The 24,850-nt window shown below is 65.3% G+C and carries 16 protein-coding genes; 5 read left to right on the top strand and 11 right to left on the bottom strand.

Going from position 1 to position 24,850, the window contains the following annotated elements; genetic code table 11:
• Nucleotides 1-227: 227 nt before the first annotated feature.
• The gene (locus AC1DW9_RS12950; protein ID WP_476855109.1) at nucleotides 228-1,979 is read left to right on the top strand and encodes a metallophosphoesterase family protein; all 1,752 of its coding nucleotides are present in this window, start codon (nucleotides 228-230) and stop codon (nucleotides 1,977-1,979) included.
• Here AC1DW9_RS12950 and AC1DW9_RS12945 read toward each other — a convergent pair.
• The 11 genes from AC1DW9_RS12945 to AC1DW9_RS12895 all read right to left on the bottom strand — a co-directional run bounded on the left by AC1DW9_RS12945 (nucleotide 1,969) and on the right by AC1DW9_RS12895 (nucleotide 17,386).
• On the bottom strand, nucleotides 1,969-3,036 hold the full coding sequence (locus tag AC1DW9_RS12945; protein ID WP_441490720.1) for an AI-2E family transporter: 1,068 nt from the start codon (nucleotides 3,034-3,036) through the stop codon (nucleotides 1,969-1,971). The genes AC1DW9_RS12950 and AC1DW9_RS12945 overlap by 11 nt on opposite strands.
• A gap of 63 nt (nucleotides 3,037-3,099) precedes the next feature.
• A complete protein-coding gene (locus tag AC1DW9_RS12940; RefSeq protein WP_476767620.1) occupies nucleotides 3,100-4,170 on the bottom strand; it encodes a patatin-like phospholipase family protein in 1,071 nt (356 codons plus the stop codon).
• A 37-nt stretch (nucleotides 4,171-4,207) separates the two neighbouring features.
• The gene (locus AC1DW9_RS12935) at nucleotides 4,208-5,944 is read right to left on the bottom strand and encodes a hypothetical protein (protein ID WP_476767619.1); all 1,737 of its coding nucleotides are present in this window, start codon (nucleotides 5,942-5,944) and stop codon (nucleotides 4,208-4,210) included.
• Nucleotides 5,941-6,465, bottom strand: coding sequence for a DUF1269 domain-containing protein (locus tag AC1DW9_RS12930; RefSeq protein WP_441490722.1), 525 nt, complete (start codon nucleotides 6,463-6,465; stop codon nucleotides 5,941-5,943). The genes AC1DW9_RS12935 and AC1DW9_RS12930 overlap by 4 nt, the downstream gene beginning before the upstream one ends.
• Entirely contained in the window at nucleotides 6,462-8,015 is a 1,554-nt protein-coding gene (locus tag AC1DW9_RS12925) for a leucyl aminopeptidase (protein WP_476767618.1), read from the bottom strand. The genes AC1DW9_RS12930 and AC1DW9_RS12925 overlap by 4 nt, the downstream gene beginning before the upstream one ends.
• A 113-nt stretch (nucleotides 8,016-8,128) precedes the next feature.
• Nucleotides 8,129-9,301, bottom strand: coding sequence for an efflux RND transporter periplasmic adaptor subunit (locus tag AC1DW9_RS12920; protein ID WP_441506408.1), 1,173 nt, complete (start codon nucleotides 9,299-9,301; stop codon nucleotides 8,129-8,131).
• Nucleotides 9,298-12,387 carry an efflux RND transporter permease subunit gene (locus tag AC1DW9_RS12915; RefSeq protein ID WP_476767641.1) on the bottom strand — a complete coding sequence of 1,030 codons (3,090 nt, stop codon included), beginning with the start codon at nucleotides 12,385-12,387 and terminating at the stop codon, nucleotides 9,298-9,300. Before AC1DW9_RS12915 ends, AC1DW9_RS12920 begins: the two co-directional genes overlap by 4 nt.
• Nucleotides 12,384-13,490, bottom strand: a complete 1,107-nt coding sequence (locus AC1DW9_RS12910; protein WP_441490726.1) for an efflux RND transporter periplasmic adaptor subunit — start codon at nucleotides 13,488-13,490, stop codon at nucleotides 12,384-12,386. The genes AC1DW9_RS12915 and AC1DW9_RS12910 overlap by 4 nt, the downstream gene beginning before the upstream one ends.
• Before the next feature lie 251 nt (nucleotides 13,491-13,741).
• Entirely contained in the window at nucleotides 13,742-14,950 is a 1,209-nt protein-coding gene (locus AC1DW9_RS12905) for an MFS transporter (protein ID WP_441490727.1), read from the bottom strand.
• Between the two features lie 23 nt (nucleotides 14,951-14,973).
• Nucleotides 14,974-16,056, bottom strand: coding sequence for a helix-turn-helix transcriptional regulator (locus AC1DW9_RS12900; RefSeq protein WP_441490728.1), 1,083 nt, complete (start codon nucleotides 16,054-16,056; stop codon nucleotides 14,974-14,976).
• Between the two features lie 178 nt (nucleotides 16,057-16,234).
• Nucleotides 16,235-17,386, bottom strand: coding sequence for an alpha/beta hydrolase (locus AC1DW9_RS12895; RefSeq protein ID WP_441506406.1), 1,152 nt, complete (start codon nucleotides 17,384-17,386; stop codon nucleotides 16,235-16,237).
• A 355-nt stretch (nucleotides 17,387-17,741) separates the two neighbouring features.
• On the opposite strand from AC1DW9_RS12895, the gene AC1DW9_RS12890 reads away from it, so the two are divergent.
• The 4 genes from AC1DW9_RS12890 to AC1DW9_RS12875 all read left to right on the top strand — a co-directional run bounded on the left by AC1DW9_RS12890 (nucleotide 17,742) and on the right by AC1DW9_RS12875 (nucleotide 24,761).
• Entirely contained in the window at nucleotides 17,742-19,292 is a 1,551-nt protein-coding gene (locus AC1DW9_RS12890; protein WP_441506405.1) for an AbgT family transporter, read from the top strand.
• 54 nt (nucleotides 19,293-19,346) lie between these two features.
• A complete protein-coding gene (locus tag AC1DW9_RS12885) occupies nucleotides 19,347-20,552 on the top strand; it encodes a M20/M25/M40 family metallo-hydrolase (RefSeq protein ID WP_441506404.1) in 1,206 nt (401 codons plus the stop codon).
• Nucleotides 20,553-20,652: 100 nt separating this feature from the next.
• A complete protein-coding gene (locus AC1DW9_RS12880; RefSeq protein ID WP_441478691.1) occupies nucleotides 20,653-22,488 on the top strand; it encodes an SLC13 family permease in 1,836 nt (611 codons plus the stop codon).
• 941 nt (nucleotides 22,489-23,429) lie between these two features.
• Complete coding sequence (locus AC1DW9_RS12875; protein WP_441506403.1) at nucleotides 23,430-24,761, top strand: MFS transporter; 1,332 nt, start codon at nucleotides 23,430-23,432, stop codon at nucleotides 24,759-24,761.
• Nucleotides 24,762-24,850: the final 89 nt, after the last annotated feature.

Below are 24,850 nucleotides of genomic sequence, written 5' to 3'. Positions count from 1 at the left end.
TGCCCTTTCCTCGGTCATCAGCCCCGTGTCTCACTTCTGTGCTCGGCGTCCCATTCTCGGTTCGGGTATGAAAGATTGGCCGTGAAAGCGTGCATGACTCTGGCATCAAGGTTATGTCCTTCGAGGCAACTGAGTTGTGTGCATCCTGATGTTGCTGCGGGGCAAGGCATGACCAATCGACACCGATCTGTCCTGGCGAGCGCAGTTTTCCTGGATCGTGACCGACCATGCCGATGATCATCGAACCGCGGGCCGGAGATGCAGAGGACGACGCCAGCAGCACCAAGAAGCGCTCCCTGATTGCCATCGCCGGAAGCATGCTGGGGGAAATCAACCTGCCCAAGCTTGCGCTGGCTTGGATCATCCTCGCTCTCTTGCCGGGCGTCCTGCTCGGACTTGCCCCGCTTGTCGCCACGGCCTGGTTCACCTCGATGTCGGGCCGGATCTACGCGCTGGCAGGAATCGGGCCGCTCATTCTCCTGGCGCTGATCGCGGCCCTCGGCTGGTTCGGTTTCAGGCCCCTGTTCCGTGCCGCCGAACGCAGCTTCTGGTCGTTGAATTCGCTCGCCGTCCAACCGGGCTACGCCCTGTGCCGCGAGGGTCTGCGGCATCTGGCCGAGCGCTTTCTCACGACCGAGGCCAGCGAGGACAAGCGCGCGGGCCTGCGGGCCGCGACGGCCATTGGCGCCGGCCTTGCTGCCTTCCTCATGGCCGCGGGCATTGCCGCGCTAGCCTGGCCCGCGACACGCTGGTCGGGCGAGATAGCCGATCTTGCCAATCCCTTGCGGCTGGTCGTTCCCGCGCTGGCCAATACGGTGACCGTCATGAGCGGATATCTCGCCGCTGCTTCGCTCGCCTGGGGCCTTGCCGATGGGTTGATGGATCAGCCGCGCGATCTCGGGGTCTATGACGAGGCGCCGCCGTCAGCCCGCAAATGGCGGGTCGTGCATCTCTCCGACATCCATGTCGTCGGGGAGCGCTATGGTTTTCGGATCGAAAGCGGGCGCGCCGGCCCGCGTGGCAACGAGCGGCTTGCCCAGGTTCTCGAGAAACTGGACGAGATCCATGCCCAGGAACCGCTCGACTTCGTTCTGATCACCGGTGACATGACGGATGCGGGCCGGTCGGCGGAATGGGCGGAATTCCTGGACGCGATGGCGCGGCATCCCGCGCTGGCCGAAAGGAGCTTCATCCTCCCCGGCAACCACGACGTGAACATCGTGGATCGCGCGAATCCGGCTCGACTGGAATTGCCGACGAGTCCCGGGAAGCGCCTGAGACAGATGCGGACGCTGTCGGCCATGGCCGCCATCCAGGGCGACCGGGTCCGGGTCGTCGACCAGGACCGGACGGGGCTGGGTAGCACCTTGTCGGCGGCGCTGGAGCCTCATCGAAAGACGATCGCCGCCTTCGCCGATGCGGGCTCGCTGCGCCTGTCGGCCGGGCTGGCCAATATCTGGGACGATATCTTCCCGATGCTGCTGCCGCCGGCGGAAGCGGACGGGTTAGGGCTCGTGCTGCTGAACTCGAACGCCGAAACGCATTTCTCCTTCACCAATGCGCTGGGCCTCGTCTCGGAAGAGGACATGCGAGCGATGCTCGCGATCCTGCGCCAATACCCGAAGGCGCGCTGGGTCATCGCGCTGCATCACCATCCCGTGGAATATCCGAAGCCAGCCAAGGCCTTCTCGGAGCGCATCGGCACGGCGTTGATCAATGGCAGCCGGTTCGTGCGCCAGCTCAAGCCGATGTCGCACCGGCTCGTCGCGATGCACGGCCACCGCCATGTCGACTGGATCGGGCGCTGCGGTCCGCTGAAGATCATCTCGGCGCCGTCTCCCGTGATGGAGGCGACCGATGACGAGGCAACCGGCTTCTATATTCACACGCTCGCAGCCGCCACGGATGGCGGGCTTGCCCTGCTCGCGCCGCAGCGGATCGAGGTCGCGCCCAGGCCGGACGCCGGCCTCAGCTCTTGACGGCTGCGTCGATCGGGATCGCAGGCGCATCCTTCTCCGGCGAGCCGAAGAGCTCCGCGAGCCATAGGCTCGAGGGATGCTGGGCGCAGAAGGTCAGGAATGCGATCGTGATCGGGACGCCGATGAAGGCGCCGAAGACGCCCCAGAGATAGCTCCAGAAGAACACGGAGAACAGTACGGTCGCCGGAGAGATCGAGAGCGCGCTGCCGGCGACGCGTGGTTCGATATAGCTGCCGACGATGAACTGGATCAGGTTGAGGCAGGCGAAGACCGCGATCACCGCCTGCCAGGACCCGAACTGCGTCATCGCAAACAGGGTCGGGAAAACCGTGGCGACGAGCGGACCCAGGAAGGGAATGTAATTCAAGGAAAAGGCGATGAAGCCCCATTCCTCCGCAAGCTGAAGGCCCACAGCCTTGGCGAAGCCCCAGACGAGCAGGCCGGTGATGAGGCTCATCAGGGTCCTGACCACCATGTAGCGGCGGATCTTGCTGGCGGTGGCCGTGCTGCCCTGCAGCAGAACCTGGCCGGTCTCGCGGTTGCGCATGGTGCGCACCTTGCGCCCGAAATCGTCGACTTCCAGCAGGCCGAGGATGACGTAGACGAGGACGACGAGCCAGAAGCTCATCGTGCTGTTGAGGCGGCCGGTGATGGTCTGGGCGGTGCGCAGCATCCAGCTGACATTGAAGTTCTCCGACCAGACGCCGGCCACGGCCACGCCATGCCCTTCCAGCCAGACCGTGATCTGGTCGTAGAAGGATTGGAAGCGCGCAGCGTCGCTGACGATCCAGCGGCCGACACGGCCGAAAGCCCAGACGATCAGCGACCCGAAGGCGAAGAAGGCGACGACCATGACCACGACACTGATCGCGAGCGCGAGCAGGCGGGGCAGGAAGGCCTGCAGGCTCTTCTGAAGCGGCCAGACGAGCGCGATGATGAAGAGCGCGAAGGCGACCGGCGCGAAGACCGAGCTGGCGATCGACAACGCGGCGACCGCCATGATCGTCGCAATCAGAATCAGGGCGCCTTGATAGATCTTGCCGGAGGTCATCTTCATTCCTGGTCAGGCCTGGTGTCGGGAGGTCGGTGCTGAAGCGCGCGGCAGATCCGCTCGCTATCCTCAGATGCCCTCGGTCAATTCGTCGAGATCGAGCGTCGAGGTCTTGCCGATGTCGTCCCGATGCTCCCGATAGAAGGACTCTGCCGAGCGCCTTCCCTCGTTGTGGAGCATGGTCAGGAACTCCCATTCGGCATTGAGTTTGGAGGAGTAGCCGAGCTCGGTCATGGCGTCGCTGGTGATGCGATGGAGGCGCATGCGGGCCCAGCGCGCGCCCTCGCCGCTCTCGGGATTGGCCTTCTGCCGCAGTAGGGCCATCATCCGCAATTCCTTCAGCAGAACCGCGTTGAACGACACCTCGTTCAGTCGGTTCAGGATGTCGCGCGCAGTAAGCGGTGTCTCGGGTCGCTCGACCGGGTTGATCTGAACCAGGATGGTGTCGAGCGCATCGCTGTGCTTGATCAGCGGCGTCATCGTCGGATTGCCGGAATAGCCGCCGTCCCAGTAGCTCTCGCCATCGATCTCGACCGCCTGGAACAGGGTCGGCAGGCAGGCAGAGGCCAGCAGCACGTCGGGCGTGATCTCGGCGTTGCGGAACACCCGCCCCCGGCCTGTGCGCACATTTGTGGCGGTGATGAAGAGCTTGATCGGGCTTGTCGCCAGGCTACCGAAATCGATCACCTCGGCGAGGATATCGGCCAGCGGGTTCGAGCCGGTGGGATTCAGGCTGTAGGGCGAGACCACCCTCGACATCATGTCCATGGCGACGAAGAGCGGCGAGTTGTCGAGCGTCCAGCGCCCGAGCAGAATGTCCAGCGGGCTGCGTTGGAACGGGCTGAAGCGCGCCGCTTCCGAGACTTTTCGCCAGAAGAGCTCGAGTGCCTCGCGTGCGCCAGCACGGCCGCCCTTGGCATAGCCGGAGGCCAGCACGGCCGCATTCATCGCGCCGGCCGAGGTTCCCGAAATCGCCTCGATCTCGAGCCAGTCCTCCTCGAGGATCCGGCACAGCACGCCCCAGGTGAAGGCGCCATGAGCGCCGCCACCCTGAAGCGCCAGGTCGATTGAGAGGGGCTCGCGCTTGGCGTTGTCATCGCCGCTGCGGGGGGCGCGCGCAGATGTCGGGGCTTTGCTCACGTCGTTCCCATCCTGAATGCGAGGCGGGTCGGCMGGGTTAGGGCGACTTCACCAATCCCGAAAAACCGGCAACTGCCAGCAGGCTCAAAGCCCAGCCGACGATCGACTGGAAGTAGAAATAGTTGATGGCGATGCGACCGCCAGGCTTGGACGGATTGGGCCGCCAGAAGGTTCTTTGCCCCATGTCGAGCACTGGCAGCAGCGTATCGAGCGAGTACATCCAGGGGCTGAAGGCCGGGTAGCTCGAGGCCTCCCAGCGCTGGCGGAAGCAGGCGAGCTGGGTCTGGCCGGGCTCGGCCAGGCCGCTCGTCTGCTGGGTGGCGATCAGGGAGCGCTGCTCGGACCGTTCGATGCCGCACAAGGTCCATTCGGGCGAACGCAGGACCACGGCGCTATTGGGCATCACGGCTCCCCGATGCTCGGCATAACCGAAGATGGCAACGCCCAGAAACCAGAAGAACAGGAGCCAGACGAAGGCCAGAAGTGGCTGACGACCATAGGCAAGGGTGATTCCAAGCACACCGTCGGCGGCTGTCAGAAGCCCGCGAAGCACGGGATTGGCCGCCCGCTTGCGCCGGGCCTGGCGTTGCAGTCGTTCCTTGACGACAAGCACGGCGCGAGAATCCTCGCCATGTCCCATCTCGCGGAAGACGGAGGCCAGTTGCTCATAGGGCTGGGGCCAGAAATCCTCGCCCCAGCGCTCGGGCGCCTGCCGCCCCAACCAGTCGAGCCGGCTCTCGGCATCGACTGGCCCGTCGATGAAGGCGCCATAGCGGCAGCGATTCAGGAGAAGATCACCTTGCTTGGGCCAGCAGGCCGCCTCGTCATGGATGGTCCCGATCGAAGCGCCGGTCAGCACCAGCGCACCGTTCACCTGGGCATCCCGGCGCAGGAAGAACGCGCCCTTGATCGCACTGCGGCTCATGTCCAGCGCAGTCTGGCCGGGGGTGCCGAGAACGGCGCCTGAGCAGTCGATGTCGCCGCCGATCTGCGAGGCGATCAGCCGGATCTCGCCTTCGATGCGCGCGCTGCGCAGCACGACGCTGCCGCGGTTCTCGATTTCGTTGGCATCGATTGCAATGCCGTCAGTGCGGGTGACGGTGGCGCCGGCACAGTCGAGATCTGCGGCAAGCACTGCACCGGACAGGTTGATGCCGCCCCGTAGTGTCGCCCCCCGCAGCAGGACGTTGCGTGCCTCCAGGCTCGGGGCGAGCAGCGCGTAGCCGCTTGGTGCGCGAATGGTGGCGCCATCGCATTCAAGATTGCCGCCCAGACGCGACTGAACGAGATCAACCTCGCCAGTGACCTCCGCGCCGCGCAGATAAACGCCGCCGCGTGCCTCGAGCCGCTCAGCCTGGAGCCCGGGAAGCGAGGAGCCGTCCAGGAACAGGCGGTTGATGATCGCGGCCCTGAAGATCGGCGCGGCCTCGAAATGGCAATCGTTCAGGCCGATGTCGCGAAAGACGCGACAGGCTTCGAGATCGAGAACATCCGTGATCCAGGCGCCGCTGATCCTGACGCCCTTTTCGTGGGGCCGACAGCCTTCCTCGCCTCCGAGCATGAGAAAGCGCAGGAAGGATGCGCGAATGACCCGCGCCGGGCCAGGTTTCTCCGGGCGCGAGCCATCTCCCAGGCGGTCGAAAGTCCCGCTGAGAAGCTTGGCGACGACCTCCTCCTCTGCTGGCAGCAGGGGGCGGAAATCGTCGAGGCGCGCCGTCGCGATGGCCCATTGGGCCTGTTCTGCTCCCGCTCCGGCGCCCCAGTCCAGCGTCATGTGGCGGCCGGAGGAGCCGCTTCGGCACTGGCGCTGGCGCTGGCTGCCAGCGCCTCACGCAGCGCAGCCTCCTTGGTCTCGTCGAAGGAGGTGCTCATCAGCGTGCCGCCGACGCCCTTCAGGTCGGCAAGGACCTTGTCGGTGGTCATCTTGCGGATCAGCAGGAAGAGCCCGGCGGTGTTGGGCTGCAAGGCGCTGGCCGCGTCCTTCATGAACTGGTCGTTGATGCCGACATCGCTGAGCTTTCCGCCCAACGCGCCTGAGGCCGCACCGAGAGCCGTGCCCAGCAGCGGGGCGAGGAAGATGAAGCCGATCAAGGTGCCCCAGAGGGCGCCCGACGCTGCGCCTGCCGCCGTCAGGTTCATCATCTGGTTGAGTTTGACCTGTCCCTTCTCGTCCTTGACGACGACAACGGCGTCGCCGAGCTCGATCAGATATTCGCGCTGGAGGGAAAGGACCTTCTGACGGACCTCTTCGGCCTTTTGTTCGGTCGGGAAGCCGATGAAAACCAGATCGCTCATGAGTGCAGCTCCATTGCTGAGGGGGAGGGGAGGGAAAGGCCATTCGGCGACGCTGCTTCCGCGGCGCGGCCGATGAGGAATTCGGCGAGCAGTGGTACCGGCCGGCCGGTCGAGGCCTTGGTGGCGCCGGAGATCGACGCGGTGCCGGCAATATCCAGATGGGCCCAGGGATAGGCCCTGGCGAAGCGGGCGAGAAAGCAGGCGGCGGTGATCGCGCCGGCCGCAGGCCCCCCGAGATTGCTGGTATCGGCAAAGCTGCTGCCGAGCTGGCCGAAATAGTCGTCCCAGATCGGGAGCTGCCAGACACGATCGCCCGACACGCCCCCGCATCTCAGGAGTTCCGCAGCGAGCGCATCGTCATTGGCGAAGAGGCCGCTCGCATGCGAACCCAGCGCCACGACGCAAGCCTCGGTCAAGGTCGCGACATCGATGACGCAGGCCGGCGAGAAGCGCTCGGCATAGGTCAGGACATCGCACAGCAGCAGCCGCCCCTCGGCCTCGTGGGTCCGGATCTCGATGGTCTGGCCCGACATCGAGGTGACGATGTCGCCGGGGCGGCTGGCGCTGCCGCCCGGCATGTTCTCGGCCGCGGCGATCAGTCCAACGACATTGATCGGCAGCTCCAGTCGGGCGACCGTACGCATCACCCCCAGAACGCAGCCGGCACCGCTCATGTTGAACTTCATTTCGTCGGGGTCGCCTCCCGGGGTCAGCGGCGTGCCTCCGATATCGAAGGTGATGCCCTTCCCGACGAGGACGATCGGCCGGCTCCGGCTCTTGCGTCCATTGGACTGCATCACGACGAGCTTGCAGGGATTGGCGGAGCCCCTGCCGACGACCAAAAAGGCGCCCATGCCGAGCGCTTCGAGATCCTCGCGCTCCAGGACTTCGACATTGAAGCCGAACTCCCTCCCCATCTCCTTCGCGGTGCTGGCGAGATAGGCGGGGGTGCAGATATTGCCCGGCAGATTGCCAAGATCCTTCGCCAAGGCGACGCCTTCGGCGACCGCGATGCCCTGCCGCAGCGCGCCGAGGAGTTCCGAGGTGAGGGTCTGCGGAACGAGCAGCATGATGCTGCGCACTGGGCGGGGCCGCGCGATCTGGCGGCGAGGATGGGTTCCGGGCAGGACGAAGACGTATCCGCCATCGGCCAGAATTTGCGCAGCCTGTTGAACCTGCCAGTTCAAGCTGCGCTTGGGGACCTCGTGTTCGGCCAGGGCGATGACGGCTTCGGCGACGACGCTCTCCGCGATGATCTTCGCCGTTGCCGAAAGAGCCCGCAGATAGGCGCGGTCGGAGAAGGCTTCGGGCTTGCCGAGGCTGACGAGCAGGATGCGGGTCGCGACGGAGCCCGGCAAATGATGGAGCAGCAAGGTTGCGCCGGCGGCCTCGCCAAGTTCGCCGCGCCCGACAATCGCGGACAGCTTGCCGGCTGCCCGTTCGTCGAGACGCCGCGCCGACCCGACCAATGCGCCGCCGCTGAATACGCCGACGACGAGGAGTTCGGTTCTGAGTCTTTCAGCCTCGCCGACCGCGGGGATGATCTCCATAGAATGTCTCCGAGAGGACATCATGGCATCGCTTGACTGGTGAATGGTGTGATCCTGCCAGGATACCCTCTGGTTGCAGGGGTCCGCCCGCGGCGGAGAAGGGGCCTCATGCGTCACGAAGGCGGGAGCGCCGGGCTTCCCGGCGGCCGGGCCGCCGCCGCAGTGCGGCCGGCCTCGCGCGCGGCGGGAAGCGGCTGCACGCGTTGGCCTGGGTGCAACGCCTGAATACCTCCGGAGACGATGACGTCGCCGGGCTCGAGCCCCTGCGAGACGATGACGAGGCCGGGGTCGAAGCGCAGGACGTCGACATTGCGCAGCGAGACCGTCGACTTCACGGGGTCGACGATCCAGACTGCCGGCGACAGGTCCTGCTGGGTCAGGGCGCTGGCCGGAACGGAGACGATGGAGGCCGAGGTGAGCTCCATGGTCCCGACCACGGTCGATCCCAGCCGCATCTCCTCCGGCGGATCGATCAGGCCGATCCTGACCGCAAAGGTCCGGGTCACGGGGTCGGCTTGCGGGGCCACCTCTCGGACACGGCCAAATGCGCGCACTGTCGGAGCCTCGGCGAGAGCGACCCGGATCGGAGTGTCGCCTTCCAGCGTTTCCAGCAGCGTGGCGGGCACGTTGAAGACGGCGTCACGGCCGTCTTCGCGCGCCAGTTGAAGCACGACTTGCCCAGCCTGCACGACTTCGCCGGGCTCGATGCTGCGCGCGGTTACGACGCCCGAGACGCCTGCGCGCAATTCGGTGAAGCCAAGCCGGTCCTGTGCCAGCTCGACTTGCGCTTCGGCGTCCTCGAGCTGGGCCTGCGCGGCCTCTTGCGCCTTGAGCGACTGATCGAAACGAGGCCGGGTGGTGAAGCCCTGCGCCATCAGCCGTTCCTGACGCTCGAACGTGTTTCGCGTCGTGTTCACCTCGCCGCGGGCCGCTTCGAGCGTTGCCTTGGCGGCCGTCAGAGCGTTGCGTTCGAGCGAGGGGTCAAGGCGGGCAACGATCTGTCCGGCTGCGACGCGATCTCCGACATTGACCGGCCGCTCGGCGACACGGCCGCCGATGCGGAAGCCGAGTCCGACATTCTTCTCGGCCTGGATCTCGCCGCTCAGCTTGATGTCGTTGGCGAGTTTGCCGGCCTCGACCTTGACCACGCGGACCGGGCGGCCCTCCGAAGGGGCGGCCTCCTGGTTCTGGCAGGCAGCGAGCGCCAGGACGAACATCGAGGCGGCAGCGGCGCGGAGAATGCGCGTGGCCGAGGGCTGGAACCGGATGGCTGAGATCGGTCTCATCGCGAAGAAACTCCCGCAGCGGCCGTCGCCCGGGCTTTCGTCTTGCTCGGTGTGGGCGAGCCTGCGCCGAAGACGGCGACATAAAGCACGGGCAGCAGGATGAGAGTGAGGACGGTCGCGACCAGGAGGCCGCCCATGATGGCGAAGGCCATCGGGCCCCAGAACACCGTTGGGGCGATCGGGATCATGCCGAGCACCGTCGAGACCGCCGTCAGCATGATAGGCCGGAAGCGCGTGCTGCTGGCGTCGAGCGCCGCCTCGACGACACTCTTGCCGCTGGCCCGCTCGGCCTCGATCTGGCCGACCAGGATCACCGCGTTCTTGGTGATGATGCCGATCAGCGCCAGGATGCCGAGCAGGGCGACGAAACCCAGTGGCTTGCCCGACACGAGCAGTGCGCTGACCACGCCGATGAGGCCGAGAGGCGCGATGCTGAGCACGATGGCGAACAGTCTGAAGCTCCGCAGCTGGGCCATCAGCACGGTGAACATGATCAGCAGCATGACCGGCACGACGGCAATGACCGAGGATTGCGACTTGGCGCTTTCCTCGACGGTTCCTCCGACGGCGATGCTGTAGGCGGGCGACAACGTCTTCCGCAGCGCGTCGATCGAGGGCTGCAAGGCGGAGACGACGGTCTCCGGCAGCGTTCCGGGCTTGACGTCCGCGGCGACTGTCAGGTTCGGAACCCGGTCGCGCCGCCAGATCAGCGGCGCGTCCAGCCCGTAGCTGAACGTCACGAACTGCGACACCGGCACGGAGCGTCCACCGGGCAACGCGACCTGCATGGTCCGCAGCGTATCCAGCGAGACGCGGTCGGCGTCCTGGGCCCGCACGACGACATCGACGAGATAGATATCGTCGCGCACCTGGGTCACGACTGTGCCGGAAACGACGGTGTTCAGGATCGCCGCAAGCGCTTGCGAACTCAGGCCGAGGCGGCGTGCCTCATCCTGATCGACGCGCAGGCGCAGCTCGCGCGCAGGCTCGATCCAATCGAAATTGATCTGCTCGGTCTTGGGGCTCGTCGCGACGACCTGAGCCAGCTTCATCGCGATCGAGCGCACCTCGGCGATGTCGGGCCCGCTGACGCGGTACTGCACGGGCCAGCCGACCGGCGGCCCGAGTTCGAGCGGATAGACGCGCGCGACGACATTCGGAAACTCCTTGGCCAGGAGCTCTTCCAGCTTGGCCTGCAGGCGGTCGCGAGCCGGCACGTCCTTGGCGACGATGACGGCCTGGCTGAAGAAGTCGTTGGGCAATTGCGCATTGAGCGGCAGATAGAAGCGGATTGCGCCGCGCCCGACATAGGTGCTCCAGCGATCGACATCCGGGTTGCCCTTGAGTGCCGCGTCGAACCGGGTCGCGAGCTGCTCGCTCGCATAGATCGAGGCGTTCTGCGGCAGTGTCAGGTCGACCAGAAGCTCGGGCCGGTCGGAGGCGGGGAAGAACTGGCGGGGCACCAGCGGCAGGGCGAGGACGGAGGCGACGAACAATGCGAGCGTCACCGCGATGGTCGCCCAGCGCAGCCTGATGGCCCCGGACAGGAGCTGCCGGAAGGTTCGTTCGACCCTGCCGGGGCCGGCATTGCTCGATGCCGGATCCGGCGCCTTCAGCATCGCGACGCCAAGCACCGGTGCAAAGATCACCGCCACGAACCAGGACACCACCAGGGCGATGCTGACCACGGCAAAGAGGGTGAATGTGTATTCGCCGGCCGAACTTGCTGCAAAACCGATCGGCACGAAGCCGGCGATCGTCACCAGGGTTCCGGCAAGCATCGCCATCGCATATTTCTTGAAGGCGTAGGTCGCCGCCTTTGCCTTCTCCTCGCCGGCGGCGAGACGCGTCACCATCGCGTCGGTCGTCGTCATGGCGTCGTCGACGAGCAGGGCGAGCGCGATGATCAGCGCACCGAGCGAGATCCGCTGCATGTCGATGCCGGCAACGAGCATCACGGCGAAGACCACCGCGAGCGTCAGCGGAATGGACAGCGCAACGACCAGGCCGGGGCGCACGCCAAGGCTGATGAAGCTCACCGCCATGATGATCGCGATCGACTGCCAGAGCGAGGTCATGAAATCGTCGATCGCGTGATCGACCGTCACGGCCTGATCGGCGACCAGGCGCGGCTCGATGCCGAGCGGCAGATTGGCGGTGATGGTCGCCATTGCACGCTGGATATTCTTGCCAAGCGCCAGGATATCGCCGCCATCGCGCATCGCGATGCCCAGTCCGATCGCTTCCCGTCCGTTGACGCGGAACATCGGCTGAGGCGGATCGGCATGACCGCGGCGCACGGTGGCGATGTCCGCGAGGCGAACCATGCGATCGCCGACGGGGAAATTGACGTTCAGCAGATCGGCTTCCGACTGGAAGGCGCCCGAGACGCGCAGCGAGACCTTCTCGTCCTCAGTCTGGATGATGCCGGCGGGGCGCACGACGTTCTGGCTCTGCAGGGCGCCGAGCAGGGCCGAGCGATCGATGCCGAGATTGGCGAGTTCCCTGACGGAGAATTCGACGAAGATGCGCTCGTCCTGGGCGCCGATGATCTCGATCTTCGAGACGTCTGGCACGAGGAGCAGGCGCGAACGGGCTGCTTCGACATGGTCGCGCAGCTCACGGCTGGTGAAGCCATCTGCGGTGAAGCCGTAGATGATGCCGAAAGTGTCGCCGAAGCGATCGTTGAAGAACGGCCCGACCGCACCCTGGGGCAGGGTATGGCGGATGTCCCCGACGAGATTGCGGACCCGGTACCAGGTGTCCTGCACGTGGCGCGCCGGGACCGACTGCTTCAGGTTTACGAAGATCGTCGTCACGCCGGGCGTCGTGAAGCTGCGGACGAAATCGAGGCCGGGCGTTTCCTCGAGCTGGCGCTCGAGCCGCTCGGTGATCTGCGTCAGCGTGTCCTCCATGGTCGCGCCCGGCCAGGCCGCCGAGACGACCATCGACTTGATGACGAAGGAGGGGTCTTCATTGCGGCCAAGCCGCACGAAGGCGAGCACGCCGGCCGCGACGGCGACGATCATGAGATAGATCACGACCGAGCGGTTCTTGAGGGCCCATTCCGAGAGGTTGAAGCTCATCGTGTTTCCGTCCCGGTCAGCCGCACATGCTGGCCTTCCTGCAAAAGGCTCGCGCCGGCCGTGACAATAACATCGCCAAGTGCCAGGCCCTTGCCGATCAGGGCCGTCGCGGGGTCGGCGCTGAGGACGTCGAGCTTGCGCAGCGACACGGTGAGCGTCTTGGGATCGACGACCCAGGCTCCGGTATCCTGCTCGCGGCGCACCAGCGCCGTCGACGGTATGGTAATGGCCGAGGCTTCGCTGCCGCGGATCGTGCCGAGGACCGCGGTCCCGAGCCGGTAGGACTGCGGAGGCTCTGAGAGACCGACCCTGACTCGGAAGGTCCGCGTCACCGGGTCGGCCTGGGGCGAGACCTCGCGTACCCGGCCCCTGACGGTGGTGCCGGGATCGCCGGTGAGCGCGACATACACGCGCGCATCGGCCGGCAGGCTGCGCATCAATGCGGCGGGCACCTCGAATACGGCATCGCGCCCCTCGCGCCTTGCGAGTTGCACGATCATCCGGCCGGCAGCGACGACCTCGCCCGGCTCTGCGCCGATCCTGGTCACGACGCCTGGTGCATCGGCCTTCAAGGTGGTGAAGCCGACGACATCTTCTGCGGAATTGACGCGGGCTTGTGCGGCGTCGACCTGAGCCCGGGCAGCCGTGCGCCCCTGCTCGGCAGCCTCGAAATCAGCCTGCGTCGTGACATTGCGCTGGAGCAGATGGCTCTGGCGCTGCAACTGGTTGTCGGCCTTTCTCAGAAGGCCCTGAGCAGCCGTGAGTGCCGCCCGCGCCGAACGCAGTTCGTTGAGTTCGTTCTCGGGGTCGAGGCGGGCAACGACCTCTCCCTCGCGTACCGTCGCGCCGACCGCGACGCGCCTCTCCGCCAGCCGGCCACCGATGCGGAAGGAGAGCGACGCCTGGTCCTGCGCTTCGATATGGCCGGTGAAATTGATGTCCGCTGCCTGGCGGGGCTCGTCGACCGTGATCGTGCGGACGATCCGCACGGGCGGCGGGGCCTCGTCGGCCTCGCGCTGGCAGGCTGCGGAGGCGAGTGCAATGACGGTCAGCGCGGCTGCATGCAGAGACCGGGAGGGACCAGGGCCGCGACGCACGCTCATGCCTTCGGCCCTCGCAGCGCCGCCCTCGCACACGGCGGAGTTCTTGCAACGATCCTGCCATTCGCGGGGAACGGGTTCTCTCGCAAGCCGTTCAAAAGCATCATGTTCTTCCTCTGGCAACCGCGAGGCAGAGGCCGTGGAACCTCGGGCGCAAGACAAGTGTCCGTCGCCAATCTCTTCGGGCGGCAGGGACGGACGCTACCAACAGTCCGGGAAGCGCGGATTAGCTCAGAATCCCAACTCTGCGCTGGTCATCCCAATTTTGGGACAGGGTACTCGGCGTCCGGAGGTCCTTGCTGCGGAGCCGTATCCTCCCGTCTCAGGCTGGCTGCGACAGGGATCAGCAAGAGGAAGCCGATGCCGGAAGCGATCGCCATCAGGCCATAAACATGCTCCCCCCACGAGCCGTAGAGATAGCCGGCAAGGGTCGTCAGAGCCGCCATCACCCCGGCCCATCCGGCGGCAAGCCAGGCCTGAGCCTGGGCCAGCATGCTGCGCGGCGCGAACTTCGCGAGCAGAAAGATGCTGCCCAGATGCGTCGCGCCGAAGGTCAGGCCATGCGTCAGCTGCAGCAGGACGACGAAGGCTATATCCGGGTCGAGAGCCATGCCGGCCCAGCGCAATGTGGCGACAGCGCCGCTGGCGGCGAGCAGGACGCCTGCTCCGGCCGAGCCGCGGATGACGTATCCGAGCAGGCTGAAGAATGTGATCTCCGACGCGATGCCCGCCGCCCAGAGGCTTCCCATGGTACCCCCGGAAATGCCGAGGCTTTGCCAGTGCAACGTGCTGAACCCGTAGACGGCGGCGTGGCTCGCCTGGACGAGTGCCGCCCCGGCAATCGTCAGGATCAGCAGATGCGGCCTCTCCACCAACCCGGCCCTCTCGTGGGGAGCGGCTGATCTCTCCGGCAGGCGAATGGTTGCGACGGCGACCGTGGCAAGCGCGGTCGCAAGCGCCGACAGCAGCAACATTCCGATGATGGACGAGATCGGCAGCCAGTCGAGCATCCAGCCCGCCGAGAGGTTGGCGAGCGCAAAGCCCGCCGAGCCCCACAGGCGAATCCGCCCGTAGCGCAGCTCTGCCGAGCGCAAGCCCTCGAGGCTGCGCAGGGTTACGGCATCGGTGAGGGCGATCAGTGGACCCTGGGCGAGCGCGATCGCAATCACCAGCAGCAGGATTGGCAGGAAGCCCGCGGCAAAGGCGAGAAAACCTGTGCCGATGACGACAGCCACCGAGCAGGCAACCAGCGCAATGGTCATGCGCACGCTCCGGTCCGCGAGGACGCCAACGACCGGATTTGCGATGATGCGGGTCAGCAGCGGTGCGGCAAGCACGATGCCGATCGCATCGTCACCAAGCGATTGCGCGCGCAGCCAGAGCGGAAAGAACGGCAGATTGACGCCGAGCTCGAAGAAAAGGGCCGCGTAGAGAAAGGAGAGGCGCCCCGTCGCCCCCTTCATGCCGAGAACCTCATGCTCTTCGGCTAGTCGGCAAGGCTGTGTGCGGCGCGTTCATCTCCGCTCCCTCCCGCTGCATCGTCCAGCGCCGCATCCTGCTGGGCAAGTCCAGATGGGAGCGAGGAGAATTTGGTCAGGTGCCGTTCGCGCGCCTCGGTGGGGCTGTAGCCGAACTCACGTCGGAACGCCCGGCTGAAGGTCGAATGATCGATAAAGCCCACTTCATTGCCGATGACGTGGATCGACAGGGCATCGCGAGTCGATGCGAGTCGGCGATGCGCCTCGCGAAGCCTTTCGCGATTGATGAAATGAGCCACGCCACCCGTGCTCTCGAACAGCCGGTAGAGCTTGGAGCGGGACATCGCCATGAGGCGCGCCAGCCGCTCGGGACCAAACTCGGGGGAGGCCATGTTCTGCCGGACGACGCGCCGGGCACGATCGATCAGAAGGGAGGTCAGCGGCACCTCCGCAGCCTCGGAACGTTCGACCCGCGGCGCGATGCAGGCCGCGACCAGCGAACGCGTCGCGGTGGCGAGGCCCTGCGCATGCTCCACCGAGATATGCGGCAGTTGTCGGGCGAGGTTCTCCATATAGCCCGTGAGCAGCGCCCCGAGTTCGGGATTGATTTCCAGATCGTGCGCCCGCTCGAAATCGACGAGTTCCTCCTGGCAAAAGTTACGAGGCAGGAACAGCGTCAGGACTTCCGTGTCCTCGGCCTGGCCTTCGAACGGCATGGCGAGCGAGCGGAAGCTGAGATTGCCTTGCCGCTCGGGGGGGCTCAGGGAAAGCAGGTTGCACTCAGGCGAACAGGAATGTGCGAGCACGACGCACCAATGATCCATGAAGGACCGCGGCCTGTGCCGCCAATGGCGAGCGGGGGCGTCGGCGTAGAGCGTCCTGGTCAGAACGACGTCGCCGAAGCTCCACGAGGAGAACTCGGCGTCGAATGGCTCGGACGCGTTCGGCGTAGGCAAGAGATCGATCGTCTCGGAGAGCAGAGAACGCCACGCGTCGAACTGATCCTCCGCGGGCAGTCCCTTGGTCGAGAAGTTCTGAACGAAGACCGCTCCGCCCGGGATCCCTGAATTGGTACTAGAGAGAGCCGACACGGCATTCTCCTCGCGATAGCGTTACGTTAATCTTGGCCCCGCGTACCAACGGGAGGTCAATGTTTCTCAGTTCCGTGAAGAAACTGTGACGCTCGGAGCTAGCAATGGCAAGCAATAAACCGCCGAGAATTGCCGTTATCAGGAGGAAGCAGGTGGTCCTCTTGCGGCACTTGGCTCGCTACTGGCGCGGGGACGCTGCGTCGAAGACGCGAATCGGCGCGGTAACGATCAGGCTGGCGGCCGAACCGAGCGCATCCGCAGCCATCAGCGGAGTGGAAACGTCGGAATCGGTGATGACCTGGCCTTGGAGCAGCCGGCCTCCAATGAGGCGGACCGCATCGGGGCTGGCGGCAAAGAGGTCGTGATTGATGCGGTCGCCGGCATTGATGGCGCTGAGATCCAGCACCGTGATGCCTGACAACCCCGCCAGCTGCTGCTGGTACTCGTCGCGCGTCAGGTCGATGCCGCCGAGGCGCGTCGCTCCGCGGGAAATGAAGCGGGAGAGCTGCAGCGCCCTGTCGTTCTGCGAGACGAAAAGCGTGATCTGCGGACGCTGGGAGCCCATGTCCTCGACTTGCCGGCGAAACACGCCGACATCGAGATCGGGCGAGGCCAGAATGAGATTGTTGATCTTCCGGGGGACGCCGCCCTGCTCGAGAGCGATCTGCCTGACGGCCTCGACGGCAGGCCAGCTCCCCATGGAATGGGCGAGGATGACGATTTCGCCGACAGAGGGGCTACTTGCAGCCGCCTTCAGCAGATAAGCGAGATCCGAGCGGGAATACGATGCATTGTCGAAATCCCGGCTGTAGTCGAGCAGATGGCCGCGCGACGGCCACGAGAACAGGACCGGGGACGCATCGGCATCGGCGTCATGGGTCAACTGCGCGAAACGAAAGACGGCGCGGTCGAACGGCGTGTTGAAGCCGTGGACGAAGACGAAGACCCGGCGCTTGCGCCCGCCCGTCGACTTGAACCATTTGACGAGGTCCGTCTTGGCGACCGGCGCGGTCGAGGTGACGACAAAATCCGTTGCCGCATTGCCGGGAGCCGTGCGCGGCAGCTGGATGGTACCGACCTCCCGATCCTTGGGGATCGAGACGACGATATTGCTGAACGAGACCGTATCTCCGCGCTCGCCGCTGAACAGAACACCCGCTTCCGCCGAGGGAGCGCGCGTCGTCGCGGCAAGCATGTTCACACGGTCGGTACCGGCAACGGGCTCGACAGGTTGAAGCAATCCGCGTGGCGCCGAAGCGCAAGCACTGAGGCCGAACGCGACGGCAAGTCCCGCCAGGCTCATCCCCAAGGTGTCGAGGCGGCGGCCCATGGTCAAAGAGCCCCAGGATTCGGGCGCGCGCCAAGCATTGCACGCAGTAACGGGCTTACCGAATTGCTCTTGCATGCCTTACCGTGCGTCGGTGTCACGTCGACGTCCCCAATCTGCAAATAGGAGATCGGAGGATCTCGAGCGGCTGTGTCAGGATAAAGAACCCATCCGGAGGCAGCAAGCTTGCCGTCAACTTTGGGACAGGCGGTCCAAGCTTTGGGATTCTGTGCCGATGCCCTCGGCGCGCAGGGAATTAAGTTGCCGGTATGACCGCCTCGGCAACGATTCCGGCGGCACACCTGCTCATCGCGACCCCCCGTGGGGCCGAAGTCCAAGGCTTAGGGGAGGGCAAGACATGTCTACCGGGAACGTCGCGTCAAAGACAACGATGCAGAGATTTCTCGATACGGTCGAGAAAGTGGGGAACATGGTTCCCCATCCCGTCGTCATCTTCCTCATCCTCATCGCCATCGTCATGGTGCTGTCGGCCGTGCTCAGCCTGTTCGGCGCGGCGGTCACCTTCGAGCGCATCAATCCCGACACCCATAAGGTCGAGATGGCGAGCACGGCGATACGCAGCCTGCTCAACGTCGAAGGCATTCGCTTCATCTATTCGTCGCTGATTCCGAACTTCATGAGCTTCACCGCCGTGGGGCTGATGATCGTCGCGATGATCGGGGCCGGCGTGGCCGAGGAATCCGGCCTGGTGACGGCGCTGATCCGGAAGCTCGTCATCGTGTCGCCGGGTTGGGCGCTGACCTATATCCTGGCCTTCGTCGGCATCCTCGCCAGCATTGCCGCGGATGCGGGCTATCTGGTCCTGATCCCGCTCGCCGGCATTGCCTATCTCGCCGTTGGGCGTCATCCGCTCGCCGGCCTCGCGCTCGGCTTTGCTGCCGTGGCCGGAGCCTTCACGGTCAATATGCTGATCAAGCCGCTCGACGCCGTTCTCGTCGAGTTCACCAATGACGCCGCCCATCTCGTTGATCCGAACCGCTCGATCGGCCTGGCTTCCAATGTCTGGTTCTCGATCGCCTCGGTGCTGTTCCTCACCGTCGTCATCGCCTTCATCACCGACCGGATGATCGCACCGCGCCTTGGCGTCTACGATCCGAAGCTGGCGGCCGAAGGCACCACGACGGAGCAGGGCGCTTCGTTGTCCGATCAGGAAACGCGTGGACTGCGCTTCGCGGGGCTCGGCCTGCTCGCGCTGGTTGCGGTGTTCTGTCTGTTGACACTGCCGCCGGGGGCGCCGCTGCGCAATCCGACAACCGGCGAGCTGATCGGCAACTCGCCCTTCATGAACGGGCTGATCGCACTGATCATGCTGATGTTCCTCACCACGGGCTGGGCCTATGGCATCGGAGCCGGGACCTTGCGGACGTTGCCGGAGGTGATCGCGGCGATCGAGAAGTCGATCAAGAATCTCGGCGGCACGATCTTCCTGTTCTTCGTGCTGAGCCAGTTCGTCGCCTATTTCACCTATACCAACATGGGCACCGTCATGGCGCTCAGCCTGTCGGGCGTCCTGCAGTCGGCCAATATCGGCGCGCTGCCGCTGCTGCTCGGCTTCATCGTCGTGGTCGCGATCATCGACCTGCTGCTGACCGGCGCGATTGCAAAATGGGCGATCTTCGCGCCCGTCTTCGTGCCGCTGCTGATGAAGCTCGGCGTCGAGCCGGAAGCGGTGCTGGCCGCCTATCGCGTCGGCGATTCCCCGATGAACGCGATCACACCGCTCAACGCCTATTTCGCCCTCGTCGTGGGCTTCGCCCAGAAATACGACAAGACCGCAGGTGTCGGCACGATCGTCTCCCTGATGCTGCCCTATGTCGTCTGGATGTTCGTGTTGTGGACGGCGCTCTTCGCGGTCTGGAAGATGCTCGGCCTGCCCTGGGGCCTGTGACGGCCGGTCGCGCAGCCCGAAACGAAATAACCCTGACCTGATCGGATGGACATCATGAGCAGCCCCTCAATCCCCCTCGACGTCGCAAGTGCCATCGACCACCTGATGAATTTCCTCTCGGTCGAAGGCGTGACCGGTCAGGAAGCCAAGATCGGGGCTGCGGTCAGCGAGGCGCTGAAGAAGGTCGGGGTGCCGGCATCCGCGATCCGCTTCGACGATGCCAACAAGCGCATCCCGGTGCCGACGGAGACCGGCAATCTCTTCGTCGATCTGCCGGGCACGCGGCCGGGGCCACGCCTGCTGTTCTCCACCCATCTCGACACCGTGCCGCTTTGCGCCGGCGCCAAACCTCGGCGTGAGGGCGACCGCATCGTCTCCGACGGGACGACCGCGCTCGGCGGCGATGCCCGCACCGGCGTCGCGCTCCTGGTCGTGCTCGCCGAGACGCTGATCAAGCACAAGCTGCCGCATCCGCCGATCACCCTGCTCTTCACCGTCCGCGAGGAGAGCGGGCTGCATGGTGCCCGTGAACTCAACCCGGCCGATCTCGGCGGGGCTGCGATGTGCATCAATGTCGATGGCCAGCTCGCCTCGGAGCTGCTCGTCGGTGCAGTCGGCCAGGAGAACTGGGAAGTCGAGATCAAGGGCAAGGCATCCCATGCCGGCGTCGCGCCGGAAAAGGGCATTTCGGCGACGCTGGTCGGCGCCATCGCGATCGCCGAGGCACAGCGTGCCGGCTGGTTCGGCAAGGTCGTCAAATCCGACGGCCACGGCACCAGCAATGTCGGCATTTTCGGCGGCAAGGGCGGCACGGTCGCGGCCGGCGATGCGACCAATGTCGTCACCGACTACGTCTATATCCGCGGCGAGGCGCGCAGCCCGGAGGCTGCCTTCGCGACCAAGATCGCGAACGGCTACAAGGAGGCCTTCGCCAAGGCGCAGGGCGAGGTGAAGGATCACGAGGGCAACACCGCGGAGGTGAAGTTCAGCCAGAAGCCGGCTTACCCCCCCTTCGAACTGGGCCAGGATGCTCCGGTGGTGAAGCGTGCCACCAAGGCGCTCAAGCTGCTGGGCATCGAGCCGACCTATCTGTTCTCCAATGGTGGTCTCGACGCCAACTGGTTTGACAAGCACGGGGTTCCGACCATCACCATCGGCGCCGGGCAGGCCGAGATCCATACCATCAAGGAGTATGTGAATCTCACCGAGTACGAAAAGGGTTGCCGCATTGGTATCCTGATGGCGACCCTGGAAGACTGAGGCCTTGGCTGGGTGCGGTGTGCCGGGGCGTAGACTGCGCCGGCATGCTGCGCCCTACGCATTTCTGCGGCCTGGCAGGGCCCAATAGGGAGCTGAGCGATTGAGCCCGATAGCCTATACCGGCACCATCATCGCCGTTGCCGTGGTCTTGTTCATCTGGAACAAGATTCCCGTCGTTCTGGTCGCGATGGGAGTAGCGCTTGCCCTTTGGGCGACCGGGGTCCTGACCCTGCCCCAGGCTCTGGGCGGTTTCGGCGACCCCGCCGTCATCTTCATCGCCTCGCTCTTCGTCGTCAGCTCCGGGCTCGAGGTCACCGGCGTCACCGCCTGGGCAGGCCAACTCCTGATCAAGGGAGCGGGCGAGGAAAGTCGAACCCGCCTTCTGATTCTCACCATGATTCTCGTTTCGCTGCTGACCGCGGTGATCAGCCTCAACGGCGCCGTCGCTGCATTGCTGCCGGTTGTTGTCGTCATCGCGGTTCGGCTCAAGCGCAATTCTTCGCAACTGCTGATGCCGCTGGTCTTCGCCGCGCATGCGGGTTCGATGCTGGCGCTGACGGGAACTCCCGTGAACGTGCTGGTCTCCGAGGCCAGTAGCGATGCAGGGATGGGTAGCTTCGGTTTCTTCGAATTCGCGCTGGTCGGCGTGCCGCTGCTGGCGGGCACGATGGCGATCATCATCCTCTTCGGCCAGCGCCTGCTGCCTGAGCGCAATGGCGCGACCATGCCCGCCGATTTCAGCCGGCATGCCAAGACGCTGGTCGAGCAATACGGCCTTGCCAGCGGCATCTATCAGATGCGCGTGCGTGCCAGTTCGCCTTATCTCGGCGCTGCGCCCGCCAGCATCGACCTGTCGGCCTATCCGGGACTGCAGCTGGTCGCCATTCAGGAGGGCGAAACCGCAAGCCCCATCCGTCGCTCGGTCATTGCCGATGGCGATCATCTTTTGGTTCGCGGTGAGGCTGACGCGGCCGCGACACTGGCGGCGGAGATGCATCTCGCCTTCCGTGAGGAGGCAAAGCAGGGGCAGGGCGCGGAGACGCTGTTCAACCAGCGCTCCGGTCTGGCCGAAGTCGTGATCCCGCCGCGCTCCGGCCTGATCGGCCAGACCGTTTTCCCGGGGATGGTCACCGACAGTGGCGATCTGATCGTTCTGGCCGTGCAGCGCGCGGGGGCGGAACTCGCCGCCGCGAATGCAACCAAGGATTCCGGTGGCATCGTGCTGCAAGCCGGCGATACCATGCTGCTGCAGGGCACCTGGAAGGCGCTCGACGTCCATCTCGACGATCCCGATGTCCTCGTCGTGAGCTCGCCCGAACTGGTGCGCCGTCAAGCCGTGCCGATGGGCCCCGGCGCGAAGCAGGCCGTCATCATTCTCGTCGCGATGGTTCTGCTGCTTGCCACAGGCGTCGTCCCGCCCGCCGTCGCAGGTTTGCTGGCTGCAGGCGCGATCATCCTGTCGGGCATCATGAATGTCGAGCAGTCCTACCGCGCGATCGGCTGGACCACCGTGATCCTCGTCGGCGCGATGATGCCGCTCTCGACCGCGATGGTGGAAACCGGTGCGGCGAAGCTGATGGCCGAGCGGCTCGTCTACATGGTTGGCGATGCCGGCCCAGTCGCCTTGCTTGCGGGTCTGTTCGTGCTGACTGCCGTCATGGGGCAGTTGATCAGCAATACCGCGACCGCGCTGATCGTCATCCCGATCGGGGTGGCCGCTGCCGCCAGCATGGGGATTTCGCCGCGGCCGGTCTTGATGAGCACGGCCGTTGCCGCCGCCGGAGCTTTCCTCACCCCGATCGCGACGCCGACCAATCTGATGGTGATGGGGCCAGGCGGCTATGCCTTCAGCGATTACTGGAAGCTCGGCCTGCCGCTGCTGATCTGGTTCTTCGTGGTGGCCGTCTTCATCGTTCCGCTCATCTGGCGCTTCTGAATTCTGTCCGACTGCCGAGAGTTTTCGCCGAGCTCGCGGTCAAAGCGGGCGGAGCAGGAACGATCGGCCGTGACAGCGGCCGATCGATTGCCTGGCGTGGTGATGCGCCGGGTCAACATTTGGCTTGAGGCCAAGGAGGATCAATTGGTTGATATTCGCGGAGCAGCGCTCGCTGCTGGGATGGTTATCGGAGCACTGTGTTCGGGCACTGCCTTTGCTGCCCCGGTATCATCGGCTGGTAGCGTTGCCACCAATCCCGGCGTCGAACTCGCACAATGGCACCGTTCGCCCCCGCGGCATGTCGCGCCACGCCATGGCCGCTGCTGGTGGGAAAACCGTCGCGTGCGCGACCATCGTGGCCGCTGGGTCGTCCGCCGCGTGCAAGTCTGCCGCCGCTGACCGGGCAATCCGGGGCGCGCCCCGGACCAGTGCGGGCGGTCGCCGCGCAGGGATGACGCCGCGTAGTGACGTATGTCCAGCTGGCCTTGGGGCCAGGATGCAGACGCCGAGAAGCGCCAAGAACTCCCACGCTTCTCGGCACACCACATCTGATCGGCAGGAGCTGCCGCTACCCCGGACTCAAACTCCGAACCACACAGATCCAGGATCCTCCGGCCTTCGGGCGTCGCTCGATCCTCCGAGACGGTCGCGTGTGATGACAGTGTCGCCGGCTCTCTTGCATTGAGAGCGATGTCGCGATGGATGCACCGATAACCCAAGCAGACATCACCCCGCTCTTCTAAGCCACGTCCCTCCCTGAATGATGCTGCCGAAAGAGCGGCCAGAACGGCTGATCTGCTCGGAATTGGGCGATATCGAGCATCTTGTTCGGTCGGCGCGGGGTCAAATCACATAGCCCCCGTGCTGCTACTCGCGGTGCCCGGGACGGTCTATCGCCAACTTGGGCAGCCGATGACGATGAAAGGGGTCTGCGCAAGCCGATGACCAATCTGCCCGTCGGCACGCCAGGGGGACAGGCCCCATGCCAGAAGCCACCGCCCGACCAACAGCATGCATTGCTGCGTATTCTCGGCCTCGCCTGCTTCGGCTCTTCGCTTGGTGTGTTCCTGTTCGACCCGGTGCTGCCCATGCTCAGCCGGGATTTTGCGGTGCCTCGCAGCCAGGTTGTGGCCATGGCGACGGCGTTTGCGCTCGCCTATGCCCTGGCACAGCCGATTGCCGGTGCTCTCGGCGACCAACTCGGCAAATTGCGGGTGATGCGCGTCTGCCTCGGGGTGAGCGCGCTTGGCACATTGCTCGGCAGCCTTGCCTCCAGTTTCGAGCTGCTGCTCGCCACCCGGCTCGTCGTCGGCTTCTTCACGGCCGGCACATTCCCGCTGTGCTTTGCCATCCTCGCGGAGCGGATCGCGCCTGAGGGGCATCAGGAGGCTTTCGGCAAGGCCAGTGCGGCCTCGGTCACAGGGTCGCTGGCCGGGGCCGTCGGGTCCGGCTTCATTGCCGATGCGCTCGGCTGGCGCGGCAGCCTGCTCGTGGCCGGCCTGATCGGCCTGAGCTGTTTCGCTATCGTCACGGCGGCGCTGCGCGATACCCGCGAAGTCTCGTCATCGCGCGCCGGGTTCGGCTCGGCGTTCTCTGCCTATCGCAGGATTCTCGGGCTGGCGAGCGCCCGCCGCGATCTTGGGCTGCAGCTTGCCCTGACCGGACTGACACAGGGCTTGTTCCCGCACATTGCCTTTCTCGTCGGAGCCAGTGCGTCCACCGTCGGCATCGTGCTCTCCGGCTTCATGATCGGCAGCATTGCCTATGGGGTCAGCCTGCGCCGCACCCTGCGCTGGATAACGCCAGTCCATTTCACCCTGGCCGGCGGGCTGGTCATGGCGCTCGCCATGGCAAGTCTGAGTGCCCATCTTCCCTGGCCTTTGCAGTTCGGCGCATTGCTGGCATTCGGCTTCGCACTATCGCAGTGCAGCCATTCCACTTCAGACCTATCTGGCGACGCTGACCCCGCATACGCAGGGCGCGATGATGGCGTTGCACTCGATGGCGGCCATGCTCGGGCAGTCGGCCATGCCGCTGATCTATGCGGCAGGGTTCGACAGGGCCGGCATCATGCCGACCCTGCTTGTCTCGGCATGTCTGCTCGGCCTCTGCGCCGCGGCGGTCGCCTCAATCATGCATTCCAGCAAACGCTGCCGTTGAACCGAATCGTCGGGGGCGCGAGGGACGATGCATCTTCCGCCGCGCAGATCGAGGCGTTCCGCACCGTCATGATGACCGGCAGTAGGTCGGCCGCGATTTCGAGGCGGAGTTAGATCAACGGACCGGATATCGTATCCAGTCCGATGATCTAACCCTTTGTCCTTGCATCGGCTTTCCCGAAAACCGCAATCCACTTTTCGGG

This window comes from Allobosea sp. P4_E12 (genome assembly GCF_056401655.1).
The sequence above is the reverse complement of the archived record's forward strand: the minus strand, read 5'-3'. Positions and strand labels throughout refer to the sequence as shown.